This window comes from Streptomyces sp. NPDC000345, assembly GCF_042898825.1.
Lineage (GTDB): Bacteria > Actinomycetota > Actinomycetes > Streptomycetales > Streptomycetaceae > Streptomyces.
In genome coordinates, this window is sequence record NZ_JBIAZE010000023.1 from 84,753 (window position 1) to 97,787 (window position 13,035).

Genomic DNA, 13,035 nt, shown 5'->3' on the forward strand with positions numbered 1-13,035 from the left:
GGGCCTGGTGGGCCGGGCGGGCCTGGTGGGCCGGGCCGGGCGGGGCGGGCCTGGTGGGCCGGGCCGGGCGGGCCGGGCCGGGCCGCTCCTGACGGGCCGGGGCGCCCGCAGGCCGCGCCGGACTGTCACAAGACGTCAACAGCGCGGTCTGGCCCGGGCATTGGCGGGAATCCAGTCAGACAGGAAGGAGGGCCGTCGCCATGACGACTCCCGTCAAGAGCCTGCCGAAGCGGATACCCGGCTGGGCCAAGGTGCTCATCTCGGTCGTGGTCGTGCTCGTCGTGATGTTCGCCGGGATCCGGCTCAGTCTGCTGCCGGGACTGCGTGACTTCTTCGGCACCGAGACCAAGGACCGTTCGGGCCCCGCCCTGCTCAAGTCCATCCAGGACATGAGCCGTTACGACGCCGCCTCCGGCAACTTCCAGGTCGTCGTGGACCTGGAGAAGGACGCCAAGTACCTCCCGGACGCGATCCGCGGCACCCGCACCCTGTACGTGGGGGCCGGCACCGTGGACGCCTATGTCGACCTCGGCAAGGTCGGCGACAAGGACGTGACGGTCGACGAGGACCGTACGTCCGCCACGCTCCGGCTGCCGCACGCGCGGCTCGGCACGCCGGCACTCGACCCCGACCGCTCCTACGCGGTCTCCAAGCAGCGCGGTCTCCTCGACCGCCTCGGCGACCTCTTCTCGGACAACCCCAACGGTGAGCAGGCCGTGCAGAAGCTCGCCGTGAAGCACATCGGCGAGGCCGCGAAGGACAGCGAGCTGACCGCGCGCGCCGAGACCAACACCACCGACATGCTGGAGGGGCTGCTGCACTCCCTCGGCTTCAAGGAGGTCACCGTCACCTACGGAGCCTGACCAGCCGCCGAGCGCGCCCGGCAGGGTGCGCTCCCGGCCGCATCCTCCCGCCGTACGCGGGTAACCGGCTTACGTCGAAGGTAAGTTGAAGACTGGAGGACCGCGTGGCCCGCTCAGCCTCACGTCCGCTCACCGGGTTCCGCCTGCGCTTCACGAAGGGAGAGGAGCCACCCGGTCCGGCCGCAGCGGAGAAGAAGCCCGCGAGGAAGTCGGGGAGGGCACCTGGGAAGCGGAGCGGGAAGAACGAACCGGCGTCACCCGGCCGCCGGCCGCTGCCTTTCGTCCTGCGCTTCCTGGCGATGCTGTGCGCGTTCGCCTTCATGGTGGGGTTCGCCGTGGTGCTGGCGCGGCTGACGCTGGAGCCGTCGCCCGCCTCCGAGGCCCTCGTGCACTCGAACCTGCGTCCGGGCCGCTCGCTGCGGGCCTATCTGGACCAGCCGGAGCTGCGTGACGCGGTCAAGCAGATCGGCGGGAACCTGCTGCTCGGGGTGCCGTTCGGCCTGCTGGTGCCGGTGCTCGCACCGCAGGCGCGCGGGGTGCTGCGGGTGGTGCTGCTGACCGCGTCCGTGATGCTGCTGGTGGAGTTCGCGCAGGGGGCGCTGGTGACCGGGCGCGCCTTCGACATCGACGACGTCATCCTCAACACGACGGGCGCCCTGATCGGATACCTGCTGCTCGGACGCCGGGTGAGCCGCGCGGTGCACGCTCCCCGGCGCCGCTAGCGCGGCTTCCAGGTGTACCGGTCGCCGCCGACCCAGCGCACCACGTCGGGATCGTCGAGGTCGTGGACGGTGATGCCGAAGGCGGCGGCCGTCTCCAGGACGTCGGTGACGGCATGCGCCTCACCGACCACTTCGCCGTCGATTTCAACGATCCGGAACGGTGGCTTTCCCGGCTGCACACCGAGCACCATGATCCGCGGATGGGAGATGTAGGGGCTCGCGACTTCGGTCATGTAATAGAGCGTAAATCGCAACCGGCCGGTACGAATCGCCGGAGTCTCACGGCGACGGACCACCCGGGGGCCGGGCGCGGCGGGGGCGGGCAGGACCGGGCTCCTCGGGAAGGCGGGACGGGGATCCGCCGTACCCGGGTGTGCGTGGGACGAAACCGTGCCGCCCGTCGTGCGGGACGCACCGGCCTGGGGAACTCTGGAGCCAGGAGGTGACGATGGATCCCGTGGAGGCCCTGGACCGGATCGCCTTCCTGCTGGAGCGGTCCCTGGCGCCCACGTACCGGGTGAAGGCGTTCCGTACGGCGGCCCGGGTGCTGGCGCGGCTGCCCGAGGGCGAGACGGCCCGGCGCGCCGAGGCCGGGACGCTGGAGTCGCTGAAAGGTGTGGGCCCCAGGACCGCCCAGGTGGTGCGCGAGGCGCTCGCCGGGGAGACGCCGTCCTACCTGCGGAAACTGGAGAGCGAGGTGGGGCGGCCGCTCACCGACGGGGCCGGGGGGCGCCTGCGGGCGCTGCTGCGCGGCGACTGCCATCTGCACTCCGACTGGTCGGACGGCGGCAGCCCGATCGAGGAGATGGGCCGGGCGGCGGCCGCCCTGGGCCACGAGTGGGCCGTCCTGACGGACCACTCGCCGCGTCTGACGGTGGCCCGCGGGCTGTCGCCGGAGCGGCTGCGGCGGCAACTGGAGGTGGTCGAGGAACTGAACGCGACCTGGGCGCCGTTCCGGCTGCTGACCGGCATCGAGTGCGACATCCTCGACGACGGCTCCCTCGACCAGGAGCCGGAGCTGCTGGAGCGGGTCGACGTGGTCGTCGTCTCCGTGCACTCCAAGCTGCGCATGGAGGCCCGCGCGATGACCCGGCGCATGGTGGCCGCGGTGCGCGACCCGCACGCCGACATCCTCGGGCACTGCACCGGACGGCTGGTGACGGGCAAGGGACGGCCCGAGTCGGAGTTCGACGCGGACGAGGTGTTCGCGGCGTGCGCCGCGTCGGGCACGGCCGTGGAGATCAACAGCCGGCCCGAGCGGCTGGACCCGCCCCGGCGGCTGCTGCGCCGGGCCGTCGAGGCCGGCGTGCTGTTCTCGGTCGACACCGACGCGCACGCGCCCGGCCAGCTGGACTGGCAGATCCTCGGGTGCGCGCGGGCGGAGGAGTGCGGGGTGCCGCCGGAACGGGTGGTGACCACCTGGCCGGTGGACGGGCTGCTGGCATGGACCGGGGAAGGGCGTGTCCCGGCGGGCGTGGGGGGTGCCTGACGTGGTACCCGGGCGCCGCGAGAGAAAGGACCGCCTATGGAACGCGCCGCCGTCTTCGACGTCGACGGCACCCTCGTCGACACCAACCACCTGCATGTGACCACCTGGTGGGAGGCCTTCCGGCAGGCGGGCCACCGGGTGCCGATGCACGCGGTGCACCGGGCCGTGGGACTCGGCTCCGACGACCTGATCGCCCATCTGCTGGGCGAGGACCGCGACAAGGACGCGGACGCCGCACTGAGCGCCGCCCACAAGGCGCTGTACGGGCAGTACTTCGACCGGCTGCCCCCGATGGCGGACGCCGGCGCGCTGCTGAGGCGTCTGCACGGCGACGGCTGGACCGTCGTCCTCGCCACCTCGGCGAGCGGGGCCGAGCTCTCGGCCCTGCGCCGCGCCCTCGACGCCGACGAGGCCATCACCGCGACGGCGAGCGCGGACGACGTAGCCGAGGGCAAGCCCGCTCCGGAGCCGGTGGAGCACGCCTTGGAGCTGGCCGGGGTGCCCGCCGGGCGGGCGGTGTTCGTGGGCGACACGGTGTGGGACATGCGGGCGGGCCGCCGGGCGGGGGTGCGGTGCGTGGGCGTCCTGTGCGGCGGCATCCCGCGCGCCGACCTGGTGGAGGCGGGTGCGGAGATGGTCTACGACGATCCGGCCGGCCTGCTGGCGGCGCTGGAGGAGAGCCCGCTGGCGTGAGGGGGGCGTCCCGGCCGGCGCTTGACTTCGAGAGCACTCCAATCCGTAGCGTTTCGGGCATGAGCAACAGCGACACCGCACAGCACAAGATCGGCTCGGGCTTCGACGCCACGAGCACCGCCGACGACGTCCTGCGGGGCATCGACCTGACCGGGAAGCTGGCGGTCGTCACGGGCGGCTACTCCGGCCTCGGGCTGGAGACCACCCGTGCGCTCGTCAAGGCCGGCGCCCGTGTCGTCGTCCCCGCGCGCCGCCCCGCGACGGCCCGCGAGAACCTCGGCGGCATCGAGAACGTCGAGGTGGACGAGCTGGACCTCGGAGACCTGGAGAGCGTGCGCTCCTTCGCCGACCGGTTCCTCGCCTCGGACCGCACGGTCGACCTCGTCATCGGCAACGCCGGGATCATGGCCTGCCCGGAGACGCGGGTGGGCCCCGGCTGGGAGGCGCAGTTCGCGACCAACCACCTCGGGCACTTCGCGCTCGTCAACCGTCTGTGGCCGGCGATCGAGCCCGGCGGGGCCCGCGTCGTGAGCGTGTCCTCGCGCGGCCACCACTTCTCCGGCGTGCGCTGGGACGACGTCCACTGGCGCGCCGGCTACGACAAGTGGCAGGCGTACGGCCAGGCGAAGACGGCGAACGTGCTGTTCGCCGTCCACCTCGACGCACTCGCCCGGGACCGCGGCGTACGGGCCTTCTCCCTCCACCCCGGAGGCATCCTCACGCCTCTGCAGCGGCACCTGCCCCGGGAGGAGATGGTGGCGAACGGGTGGATCGACGAGAACGGCGACCCGGTCCCGCAGCCGGGCTTCAAGACCCCGGAGCAGGGCGCGGCCACCCAGGTGTGGGCGGCGACCTCGCCGCAGCTGGACGGCATGGGCGGCGTCTATCTGGAGGACTGCGACATCGCCGAGCCCGCCCCCGAGGACGGCGAGCGGGTCGGGGTGAAGGCGTGGGCGACGGACCCCGGGCAGGCGGCCCGGCTGTGGGAGCTGTCGGCGGAGCTGACGGGTGTGAACGCCTTCGCCTCGTAGGGCGTGCCAGGTGCCCGTGGGGCGGGTACTCGGTCGGTCCGCAGCACCGACCGCCGAGAGGAGCCGAAGGTGACCAGCTCAACGGGCAGCGACGTCGTCGTCACGGGGGCCACCGGCAACGTCGGAACGAGTGTGGTGCGCCTGCTGTCGCAGGACCCGGAGGTCGCCTCGGTGCGGGGCCTGGCCCGGCGGATCCCGGACTGGGCGCCGCCGAAGACCGAGTGGACCGCGGTGGACCTGGCGTCCGAGGACATCGCTCTGACCGAGGTGTTCGAGGGCGCCGACGCGGTGGTGCACCTGGCCTGGGCGTTCCAGCCGACCCACGATCCGGCGGTGACCTGGCGCACCAACGTGCTGGGGAGCATCCGGGTGTTCGAGGCGGTGGCCGCCGCGAAGGTGCCCGTGCTGGTGCACGCCTCGTCGGTGGGCGCGTACTCGCCGGGTCCGAAGGAGCACGCGGTGGACGAGTCGTGGCCGACGCACGGCTGGCCGGACGCCGCGTACTGCCGGGAGAAGGCCTATCTGGAGCGGACCCTGGACATCTTCGAACGGGACCATCCGACGGTGCGGGTGGTCCGGATGCGGCCGGCGTTCCTGTTCAAGCGGGAGTCGGCGAGCGAGCAGCGGCGGATCTTCGGCGGCAGGGTCCTGCCCGGCCCCGTCGCCCGGCCCGACCTGCTGCCGTTCCTGCCCGACATCCCGGGCCTGCGCGTCCAGGCCCTGCACACCGACGACGCGGCCGAGGCGTACCGGCTCGCCCTGCACACCGGGGTGCGCGGCGCGTTCAACCTGGCGGCCGAGCCCGCCGTGGACGCCGAGTTGCTGGGGGAGATGTTCGACGCCCGTCCGGTGCGTCTGCCGCGTACGGCGGCCCGCTCGGCGATCGCGGCGGCCTGGGGACTGCATCTGCTGCCGGCCTCGCCGCACCTCTTCGACGCGGTCCTGCGGCTGCCTCTGATGGACTGCACGCGGGCGCGCACCGAGCTCGGCTGGCGGCCGGAGCGTACGGCGACGGAGGTGCTGCGGGAGTTCCTGCGGGGGCTGCGCGGCGGAGACGGCGAGGCGACGGCGCCGATGCGGGGGCGCAAGGTGGGCTGAGCACCGCTCACGGCCGTCCGGCAGGCCGCCGCCGTCCTGCACACGCGTCCGTCGCCGGCCCGTCTCGTACGGGCCGGCGACGGACGCGTGTGCAGAAGCGGTGTCGGTTCAGGCCGAGGGCTCGTCCGGTACCGGCTGATCGGGGTGGGCGCCGGCCGAGTGAGGGGCGCCCCGGCGGCCGGTGCCCGCCTCGTCGGTGTCGGGGACGTCGGCGTCGGGCTCCTCGGGTCGCGGCGCGTCCCAGGGATCCTCGCCGGTGTCGGCCTGCTGGTCCGGCAGGTCCCGCGGGATCGGCGTGCCGTTCTCGCCGGGGCCCTCGTCGCGGTGGTCGGCCACGGAGTGCTCCCTTCCGGATGACGTTCGTGGGAGCGCGGGTACCTCCGCCGTGACCGGCCAAACCTCAGTGCGGGGCGCGCTCCTCCAGTGCCGTGCGCCAGGCGGGCTGCGGGCCGCCGGCCGGCGGCTCGGGGCGCCTGCCGCCGCGTGCGAAGAAGTCGGCGAGCGGGAGGATCGCCGCCCCCACGGTGACCGCGTCGGGGCCGAGCCGGCCGAGTTCGACGGTGACCTTCCGGGCGGGATGGCGCAGCGCGTACGCGGTGGCGTGGCGGCGTACGGCGGGCAGGAAACGGGCGCCGAGCTGGAGGCCGGCCCAGCCGCCGATGAGGATGCGCTCGGGCTGGAAGAGGTTGATCAGGTCGGAGAGCCCGGCGCCCAGGTACTCGGCGGTCTCCTCCAGGACGGCGCGGGCGACGGGGTCGGCGTCGGTGCCGTCGTCCGGGTGGGCGGCGGCGAGCATCGCGGTGAGCGCGGTCTCCTCGTCGGTGTCCGCGGGCGGATGTCCGCCCTCCTCGCGCCAGCGGTCGAGCAGCGCCTCGGCCCCCGCGTAGGCCTCCAGGCAGCCGAGGGCCCCGCACCGGCAGCGGCGGCCCCGGACCCGTACCGTCAGATGGCCCCATTCGAGGGAACGGCCCTGCTCCGCCTCGGGGGTGACGAGGCTGGCGCCGACGCCGGAACCGAAGAGGACCACCACGGCGTTGCGGGCGCCGCGCCCGGCGCCGAACCACATCTCGGCCTGGCCGAGGGTCCGGGCGCCGTTGTCGATGAAGTACGGGACGGTCGCCGGCAGCGGGGAGCCCTCGCGCAGCAGCGCCTCCAGCGGGACGGCGTCCCAGCCGATCGTCTGGCCGTGCACGACGGCGCCGCTTTCGGGGGTGTGCTCCACGATGCCGGGGACGCCGATCCCGACGCCGAGGAGCCGGTCCGGGGCGAGGCCCGCCGCCGTGAGCACCTCGGCGACGCCGTCGCGGATGTGGCCGACGATCCCCTCGACCTCGTACCGCTGCTGCTCCAGCGGGCGTTCCGCGCGGGCGAGTTCGGTGAGGGTGAGGTCGAACAGCTCGATCCGCACCCGGGTCTCGCCGACGTCCACGCCGATCATGTGGCCGCTGGCGGGGGCGACGCGCAGCAGGATGCGGGGGCGGCCGCCGTCGGAGTCGACGCTGCCGGCCTCCTCGACGAGTCCGTCGGCGACCAGGTCGGCGACGACGTTGCTGACCGAGCCGGAGCTCAGGCCGGTGGCCGGGCCCAGTTCGAAGCGGCTGAGGGGGCCGTCGAAGTAGAGTCGTTGCAGGACCGCCGTGCGGTTGGCCCGCCTGAGATCGCGTACCGTACGCCCGTTCCGCCCCGCCATGACGCTCCCTTCGCACCCTGCCCGAGCTGCAACATACCCTTATGGCCGGGACCGGCGCGACTTTCCTACAACCCTTAGTTCACGATGTGAGCTAAGCGGCCACGACGGCCCCCTCGGTCGGTCGACTCCGCGGCACCCGCACCCCCTTCCAGCGCCGGCGCTCACTGCCGGGGTGCGCGGTGAGGACGTCGTCGCGGCGGCGGGACGTCGCGGATATTCACTGGTTCTCCCTACTCCGGCTATTTACCCTAGGCGCATACCTAGAGGGCATAGGTTCATTGGTTTTCACGACGGCACCCGGAGACTCCCCATGAGGTCACTCACCGAGAGCGACATCCGCACCTCGTTCGTCAACTGCTCCAAGGGGGAGGCCAGGCGTCTGCCGACACCCCGCGATCTCGACCAACTCCCCTGGGAGGAAATGGACTTCCTGGGCTGGCGTGATCCGGGTGCGCCCGACCGGAGCTATCTGGTCGCCGAGCGGCGGGGCGGACCGGTGGGTGTGACCCTGCGCTTCCCGCCGTCGCAGCGCGGCTTCCTGCACCGCAGCATGTGCTCGCTGTGCCTGACCACCCACCCCGGCGGCGGGGTGTCGCTGATGACGGCCCGCAAGGCGGGCGCGGCCGGCCGCGAGGGCAACTCGGTCGGCCTCTACATGTGCACGGACCTGGCCTGCTCCCTGTACGTACGCGGCAGGAAGGTCCCGGAGCGCGGCGGCCGCTTCGAGGAGAGCCTCACGACCGAGGAGCAGATCGCCCGGACGACGGGCAACCTGTCCGCCTTCCTCGACAAGCTGTACGCCTGACGGCGCCGCGCCCCACGTCGGCGGGCCCGCCGCCACCGGCTGTCCTTCCCCACGCGGTGAGCGCACCCTGGGTACGGAAGGGACGTTCGGGCAGCGTGGGGAAGGGGAACTGGTCCGGGGATGGAACAGGTAAGTGAGCGAGCGGCGCCGCTCGTGCGGTTCGTACAGCGCCATCGGGAACCCGTGGTCGTCCAGGCCTTCCGCTCCACGGCGGCGGCGACCCTCGCGTACGTCGTCGCCCTGCGGCTGAGCCCCGAGGCGGCCCCCCTCACCGCGCCGCTGACCGCGCTGCTGGTCGTCCAGGTCACCCTGTACGCCACACTCACCAACGGCGTCCGGCGGGTCAACTCGGTGGTGGCCGGCGTCCTGGTCGCCATCGCCTTCAGCCAGCTGGTGGGCCTGACCTGGTGGAGCCTCGCGCTGCTGATCCTCGCGGCGCTGGCCGTCGGGCATCTGGTGCGGGTCGACGAGTACGTGCCCGAGGTGGCGATCAGCGCCATGCTGGTGCTCGGCGTCACCACCGTCGGGGACACGGCGTGGGCGCGGATCGTGGAGACCCTGATCGGCGCGGTCGTCGGGCTCGGCATCAACCTGCTGCTGCCGCCGCCGGTGTGGATCGAGGAGGCGGGCGAGTCGATCGAGGGGCTGGCCCGCCGGCTGCGCCAGCTGATGCTGCGCATCGGCGAGCAGGCGGCCGGCCGCCCGGCGGTCGAGGCGGCCGCCGCCCGGTTGCACGAGGCGCGCCGGCTCGACCACGACATCGTGGACGTGGACGCGGCGCTGCGGCAGGCCGAGGACAGTCTGCGGCTCAATCCGCGCGTGCGGGAGGGTCTGCTGCACCGGGTGGTGCTGCGCACCGGTCTGGACACCCTGGAGATCTGCACGGTCGTCCTGCGGGTACTGGCCCGCACCCTGACCGACCTCGCCAAGGAGCGCGAGCCGCAGCCGTTGTTCCCGGCCGAGACCGGCGAGGTCGTGGAGCGGCTGCTGTCGGAGATCGCCGACGCCGTGGTCAGCTTCGCGGTGCTGGTCACCACGCACGTCAGCCTGAACGCGGACGCCGCCGAGGCCCGGCTCACCGCCGAGCTGCGGCAGGCCGCGGCCACCCGCGACAAGCTGGCCCAGCTGCTGCTGGAGCGGCTCCAGCACGACGCCCGCCAGTGGCAGCTGCACGGCGCGCTCCTGACCGAGGTGAACCGGATGCTCGACGAGCTCGACACCGAGCACCGCTCGCGCCGTCTGCTGGAGGAACTGGACCGTGTGTCGGGCGAGCAGGGTGCCCGACTGCCGCGGCTGACCCGGCTGCGCGAGCGCCTGGGCGTGCAGGAGGAGCTGTGGCGGAACCGCACGGGCATCAGCAGGCGTTCTCCCTGAGAGGCGCCGGGACGGGGCCGGCGCGAGAGGGAGAGGGAGCGGGCCTGTGGCCGAGACCGCGGTACGGATCGACGGAGACACACTGAGGCTGCCGGGCGGAGTGGCGGTGCGGTTCATGCGGACGCTGCGGCTGCCGGAGAGCGGCACGCACGCCCTGCCGCCCGGGCTGGGGGTGTTCCCCGTCCGCCGGGTCGGCGACCACCGGGACACCGTGCCCGCCGACTGGCTGGCGCGCGGCGGCGTGATGCTGCCGATGTACCTGCGCGAGGCGATGTGGCTGAGCTTCGGGGGCTCGACGGAACCGGCCGCGCTCCAGGTCGGGGCGGGCAAGGTGTGCGCGGTCTCCGGCAAGCCGTGGAGCGGCCGGCTCTCCCGCGACCCGCAGAACTACGTCACGCTGCCGCGGCAGCCCTGGCTGGACGGCATCAATTCCGGGAAGGGCACGGTGCGCCAGTTCGTGGCGGTGCCGCTCGGCCTGGGCGCGACGGTGGAGGGCCAGGTCACCGGCGAGGAGGTGTGGGGCGGGGTCCAGCTGCAGTCCTTCCCGCTGAACGAGGAGAAGCGCGCCGCCTGGCGGGAGGCCGAGCGTCGGCGTCTGGCCCCGCCGCCGCCTCCCGCTTTCGGCGGCGGATACGGCGCCCCGCCCGCGCCGGGCGCGATGCCGCAGCCGGGCGCGATGCCCGCACCGGGCGCGATGCCGATGATGCCCGCCGCGGCCGCCGCCCCGGGGGGCGCGCCGCCGGCCCGGGCCGCCGCGATGGGCCTGGGGGTGGGCGGTTCGATGCGGCAGGAGGTCTACCAGGACGTCCGCCCGGTCTCGGACTACGCGAGGGAACCCGCGGGGCGCGTGTTCGTGCACCTCGTGACGCCCCCGGAGTGGCGCCGCATCACCGGCGAGGAGCCGCCGCCGTCCCCCGTGGACCGCGCCGCGTACACCAACGCCGGGCTGCCCTGGTACGACTACTACGACCAGGACGCGCAGGACGTCGCGCCCAGCGACACCCTGGCCGCCGTCAAGCCCGTCGGCGAGTGGCTGGGCACCGACCTGGACCCGTGGCAGCCGCCCGCGCCCGGCCAGGTGCACCACCTCAAGGACGCGCCGGGGAAGCCGGTGGAGGACGGCGACTGGTAGCCGCCGCTCCCCCGGGCTCCGGGCTCCCGCTTTGCGTTCGCCGGGCCTTCCGGGACAAGGTGCTGTGAACGGCGCGGGGCCAGGGACGATCCGAGGTGCGGGCATGAACAGTGGGACCGGAGCGGCGGGCGGCTGGAGCAGGCGGCGCTTCGTCGGCGTGCTGGGCGGTGCGGCGGTGGCGTCGGCGCCGGCCGGCTGCGCCGGCGACGGCGGCTCGCCGGCGGCCTCGACGTCACCGCAGGCCCCGCCGGCCCGGCGGCCGTCGTCCTCCACGTCGCCCGCCGCCCCGGAGCCCGCGCCGAGCCCCTCCGGCCCCCGGCCCCTCTGTCTGGGCACCTACACCTCCGCCGAGGGCGGGGGGAAGGGCATCGGCGTCGCCTCGTACGACCCCGCGTCGGGGCGGATCACCGGCCGGGGCACGATCACCGGCGTCCCCGACCCGTCGTACCTCGCGGTGCACCCGGACGGCGCCACGCTGTACGCGGTGAACGAGCGGGCGCGGGGCGCGGTGACCGCCGTGCGGCTGTCGGACCGGAAGGTCCTCGGCAGCAGGGCGACGGGCGGGTCCCACACCTGTCAGCTCTCCGTGCACCCCGGCGGGCGCTGGCTGCTGAGCGCCGACTACGGTTCGGGCAGCGTGACCGTGCACCCGATCGATGCCTCGGGCGCGCTCGGCGAGCGCACCGACCGGGTCACCCACACCCGCCCGGCCCCCGGGCCGGGCCGGGAAGGGCCGCACGCCCACCAGTTCGTCGCCGCGCCGGACGGCGGACACGTCCTGGCCGTCGATCTCGGTACGGACACGGTGTACAGCTACCGCCTGGACGAGAGGGCGGGCACCCTCACCGAGGTCGCGCAGGCGCACACCCGGCCGGGCGCCGGACCGCGCCATCTCACGTTCCACCCCGGCGGCCGCCACGCCTATCTCGCCAACGAGGCCGACGACACGGTGGCCGTGTGCTCCTACGAGGCGTCCAGCGGCCGGCTGACGATCGGCGCGCCGCAGTCCACGGGCGCGAAGGCGGATCCCAGCTATCCGGCGCAGTTCGCGGTCACCGCGGACGGCAGGTACGCGTACCTGGCCAATCGCGGGGACAACACGCTCGCGCGGTACGCGGTGGAGGCGGACGGGGCCCGACTGCGGCTGCTCGGCACGGTCCCGGTCGAGGGGGACTTCCCCCGCCAGATCGCCCTCTCGCCTGACGGCGGCCTGCTGTTCGCGGCGAACCAGCGCTCCGGCACGGTCGCTGTCTTCGAGGTGGACGGCCGGAGCGGGGAGCTGCGGCTCGCGGGCGACCCGTTCGCCTCACCCGTCGCGGTCTGTGCGCTGCCACTGTAGGGCGCCCGGGCAGGCCGCGGCACTCGCCTGGGTGAGCAGGACGTGCATGCGCTCGGTGAGCTGTCCGACGTCGTCGGCGGGCGCGTGGAAGGGCAGGCGTACGTCGCCGTGGGCGCGGACGCGCTCGATGCGCAGCGTCAGTCCGTGGCGGTCCACGGCGAGCGGCTGGACCCGTACGGCGCCGTGCAGGCTGTCATGCCGGACCAGCCGGGTGAGCCGCTCGACGGCGTCCGGGTGGGCGTCGGCCAGGTGGGTGAGCAGCTGGGCCTCGGCCGTGGCGAGGGGGTCGGGCGCGGCCGCGGCGAACTCGTCGAGGGCGACGACGGCCGCCCCGGAGGGGTCCCTCAGCACGACCCGGGTGGCGTGGAAGGCGAGGTGGTCGTCCTCGGGGGCGAACCAGCCGGCGAGCCAGAGCCGGGCCCGGACCCGGTGGCGTACGGGGACGGGCGCCACGTCGGCGAACTCCAGCACGGCGGACGGCTCCCCGCGGGGCGCGCAGATCGCCGCCGTGCGCAGCGAACTGTCCTCGGGCACGCGCAGGTGCACCCGGCCGTCCTCGTCGACGGTGTGCGCGCCGACGAACTCCTCGCGTCCGCCGTCCGCGGTGACCGCGCAGGACCACGCGGCGGCCAGCACCGAACGGGCCCGCTCGGCCGTACCGGGCACGGCCGTCCAGCTGTGGCTGTCACCCATCCCAGACCTCCTTAGGTAAGCCTTGCCTAACCTATAGGAGTTCACGGCGCGCGCCAACCGCACAGGTGATCCTTCGTGGCACCTTTCCGCCGCGACGGGACCGGCC

14 protein-coding genes are annotated in these 13,035 nt (G+C 74.1%); 10 read left to right on the plus strand and 4 right to left on the minus strand.

Translation table 11 applies throughout. The annotated features are described in order from the left end of the window. Positions 1-200: 200 nt before the first annotated feature. Together ACFY30_RS36865 and ACFY30_RS36870 are read left to right on the plus strand one after the other, a co-directional pair. Positions 201-863 carry a DUF4230 domain-containing protein gene (locus ACFY30_RS36865; RefSeq protein WP_390849512.1) on the plus strand — a complete coding sequence of 221 codons (663 nt, stop codon included), beginning with the start codon at positions 201-203 and terminating at the stop codon, positions 861-863. Positions 864-967: 104 nt separating this feature from the next. Next, on the plus strand, positions 968-1,585 hold the full coding sequence (locus tag ACFY30_RS36870; RefSeq protein WP_390849513.1) for a VanZ family protein: 618 nt from the start codon (positions 968-970) through the stop codon (positions 1,583-1,585). Here ACFY30_RS36870 and ACFY30_RS36875 read toward each other — a convergent pair. Continuing rightward, positions 1,582-1,818: a hypothetical protein gene (locus tag ACFY30_RS36875; protein WP_390656539.1), complete on the minus strand. Its 237-nt coding sequence runs from the start codon at positions 1,816-1,818 to the stop codon at positions 1,582-1,584. The two genes, ACFY30_RS36870 and ACFY30_RS36875, sit on opposite strands and share 4 nt — an antisense overlap. 215 nt (positions 1,819-2,033) lie before the next feature. Between ACFY30_RS36875 and ACFY30_RS36880 the strand changes: the two genes are divergently transcribed. The 4 genes from ACFY30_RS36880 to ACFY30_RS36895 all read left to right on the plus strand — a co-directional run bounded on the left by ACFY30_RS36880 (position 2,034) and on the right by ACFY30_RS36895 (position 5,896). Continuing rightward, entirely contained in the window at positions 2,034-3,074 is a 1,041-nt protein-coding gene (locus ACFY30_RS36880; protein ID WP_390849514.1) for a PHP domain-containing protein, read from the plus strand. 36 nt (positions 3,075-3,110) lie between these two features. Beyond that, positions 3,111-3,767, plus strand: a complete 657-nt coding sequence (locus ACFY30_RS36885; RefSeq protein ID WP_390849515.1) for an HAD family hydrolase — start codon at positions 3,111-3,113, stop codon at positions 3,765-3,767. Between the two features lie 59 nt (positions 3,768-3,826). Further along, the gene (locus tag ACFY30_RS36890; RefSeq protein WP_390849516.1) at positions 3,827-4,798 is read left to right on the plus strand and encodes an SDR family NAD(P)-dependent oxidoreductase; all 972 of its coding nucleotides are present in this window, start codon (positions 3,827-3,829) and stop codon (positions 4,796-4,798) included. Between the two features lie 69 nt (positions 4,799-4,867). Then, entirely contained in the window at positions 4,868-5,896 is a 1,029-nt protein-coding gene (locus ACFY30_RS36895) for an SDR family oxidoreductase (RefSeq protein WP_390849517.1), read from the plus strand. 108 nt (positions 5,897-6,004) lie between these two features. Here ACFY30_RS36895 and ACFY30_RS36900 read toward each other — a convergent pair whose 3' ends face one another. Beyond that, a complete protein-coding gene (locus ACFY30_RS36900) occupies positions 6,005-6,232 on the minus strand; it encodes a hypothetical protein (RefSeq protein WP_390849518.1) in 228 nt (75 codons plus the stop codon). A gap of 64 nt (positions 6,233-6,296) precedes the next feature. Beyond that, positions 6,297-7,586, minus strand: coding sequence for an ROK family protein (locus tag ACFY30_RS36905; protein WP_390849519.1), 1,290 nt, complete (start codon positions 7,584-7,586; stop codon positions 6,297-6,299). Between the two features lie 310 nt (positions 7,587-7,896). Here ACFY30_RS36905 and ACFY30_RS36910 point away from each other — a divergent pair, with 310 nt between their 5' ends. The 4 genes from ACFY30_RS36910 to ACFY30_RS36925 all read left to right on the plus strand — a co-directional run bounded on the left by ACFY30_RS36910 (position 7,897) and on the right by ACFY30_RS36925 (position 12,236). After that, positions 7,897-8,391: an FBP domain-containing protein gene (locus tag ACFY30_RS36910; RefSeq protein WP_390849520.1), complete on the plus strand. Its 495-nt coding sequence runs from the start codon at positions 7,897-7,899 to the stop codon at positions 8,389-8,391. Between the two features lie 120 nt (positions 8,392-8,511). Then, a complete protein-coding gene (locus ACFY30_RS36915) occupies positions 8,512-9,765 on the plus strand; it encodes an FUSC family protein (protein ID WP_390849521.1) in 1,254 nt (417 codons plus the stop codon). Positions 9,766-9,811: 46 nt separating this feature from the next. Beyond that, positions 9,812-10,897 (plus strand): hypothetical protein, encoded by a 1,086-nt coding sequence (locus ACFY30_RS36920; protein WP_390849522.1) that lies wholly within the window; start codon positions 9,812-9,814, stop codon positions 10,895-10,897. 103 nt (positions 10,898-11,000) lie between these two features. Continuing rightward, positions 11,001-12,236, plus strand: a complete 1,236-nt coding sequence (locus ACFY30_RS36925; protein WP_390849523.1) for a lactonase family protein — start codon at positions 11,001-11,003, stop codon at positions 12,234-12,236. Here the strand turns inward: ACFY30_RS36925 and ACFY30_RS36930 are convergent. Beyond that, complete coding sequence (locus tag ACFY30_RS36930) at positions 12,204-12,929, minus strand: DUF2470 domain-containing protein (RefSeq protein ID WP_390849524.1); 726 nt, start codon at positions 12,927-12,929, stop codon at positions 12,204-12,206. The genes ACFY30_RS36925 and ACFY30_RS36930 overlap by 33 nt on opposite strands. Positions 12,930-13,035: the final 106 nt, after the last annotated feature.

Coding starts and splice junctions, on each gene's coding strand:
- ACFY30_RS36890 (WP_390849516.1), top strand. CDS start 3,827: ATGAGCAACAGCGACACCGCACAGCACAAGATCGGCTCGGGCTTCGAC.
- ACFY30_RS36880 (WP_390849514.1), top strand. CDS start 2,034: ATGGATCCCGTGGAGGCCCTGGACCGGATCGCCTTCCTGCTGGAGCGG.
- ACFY30_RS36915 (WP_390849521.1), top strand. CDS start 8,512: ATGGAACAGGTAAGTGAGCGAGCGGCGCCGCTCGTGCGGTTCGTACAG.
- ACFY30_RS36885 (WP_390849515.1), top strand. CDS start 3,111: ATGGAACGCGCCGCCGTCTTCGACGTCGACGGCACCCTCGTCGACACC.
- ACFY30_RS36865 (WP_390849512.1), top strand. CDS start 201: ATGACGACTCCCGTCAAGAGCCTGCCGAAGCGGATACCCGGCTGGGCC.
- ACFY30_RS36925 (WP_390849523.1), top strand. CDS start 11,001: ATGAACAGTGGGACCGGAGCGGCGGGCGGCTGGAGCAGGCGGCGCTTC.
- ACFY30_RS36875 (WP_390656539.1), bottom strand. CDS start 1,818: ATGACCGAAGTCGCGAGCCCCTACATCTCCCATCCGCGGATCATGGTG.
- ACFY30_RS36930 (WP_390849524.1), bottom strand. CDS start 12,929: ATGGGTGACAGCCACAGCTGGACGGCCGTGCCCGGTACGGCCGAGCGG.
- ACFY30_RS36910 (WP_390849520.1), top strand. CDS start 7,897: ATGAGGTCACTCACCGAGAGCGACATCCGCACCTCGTTCGTCAACTGC.
- ACFY30_RS36905 (WP_390849519.1), bottom strand. CDS start 7,586: ATGGCGGGGCGGAACGGGCGTACGGTACGCGATCTCAGGCGGGCCAAC.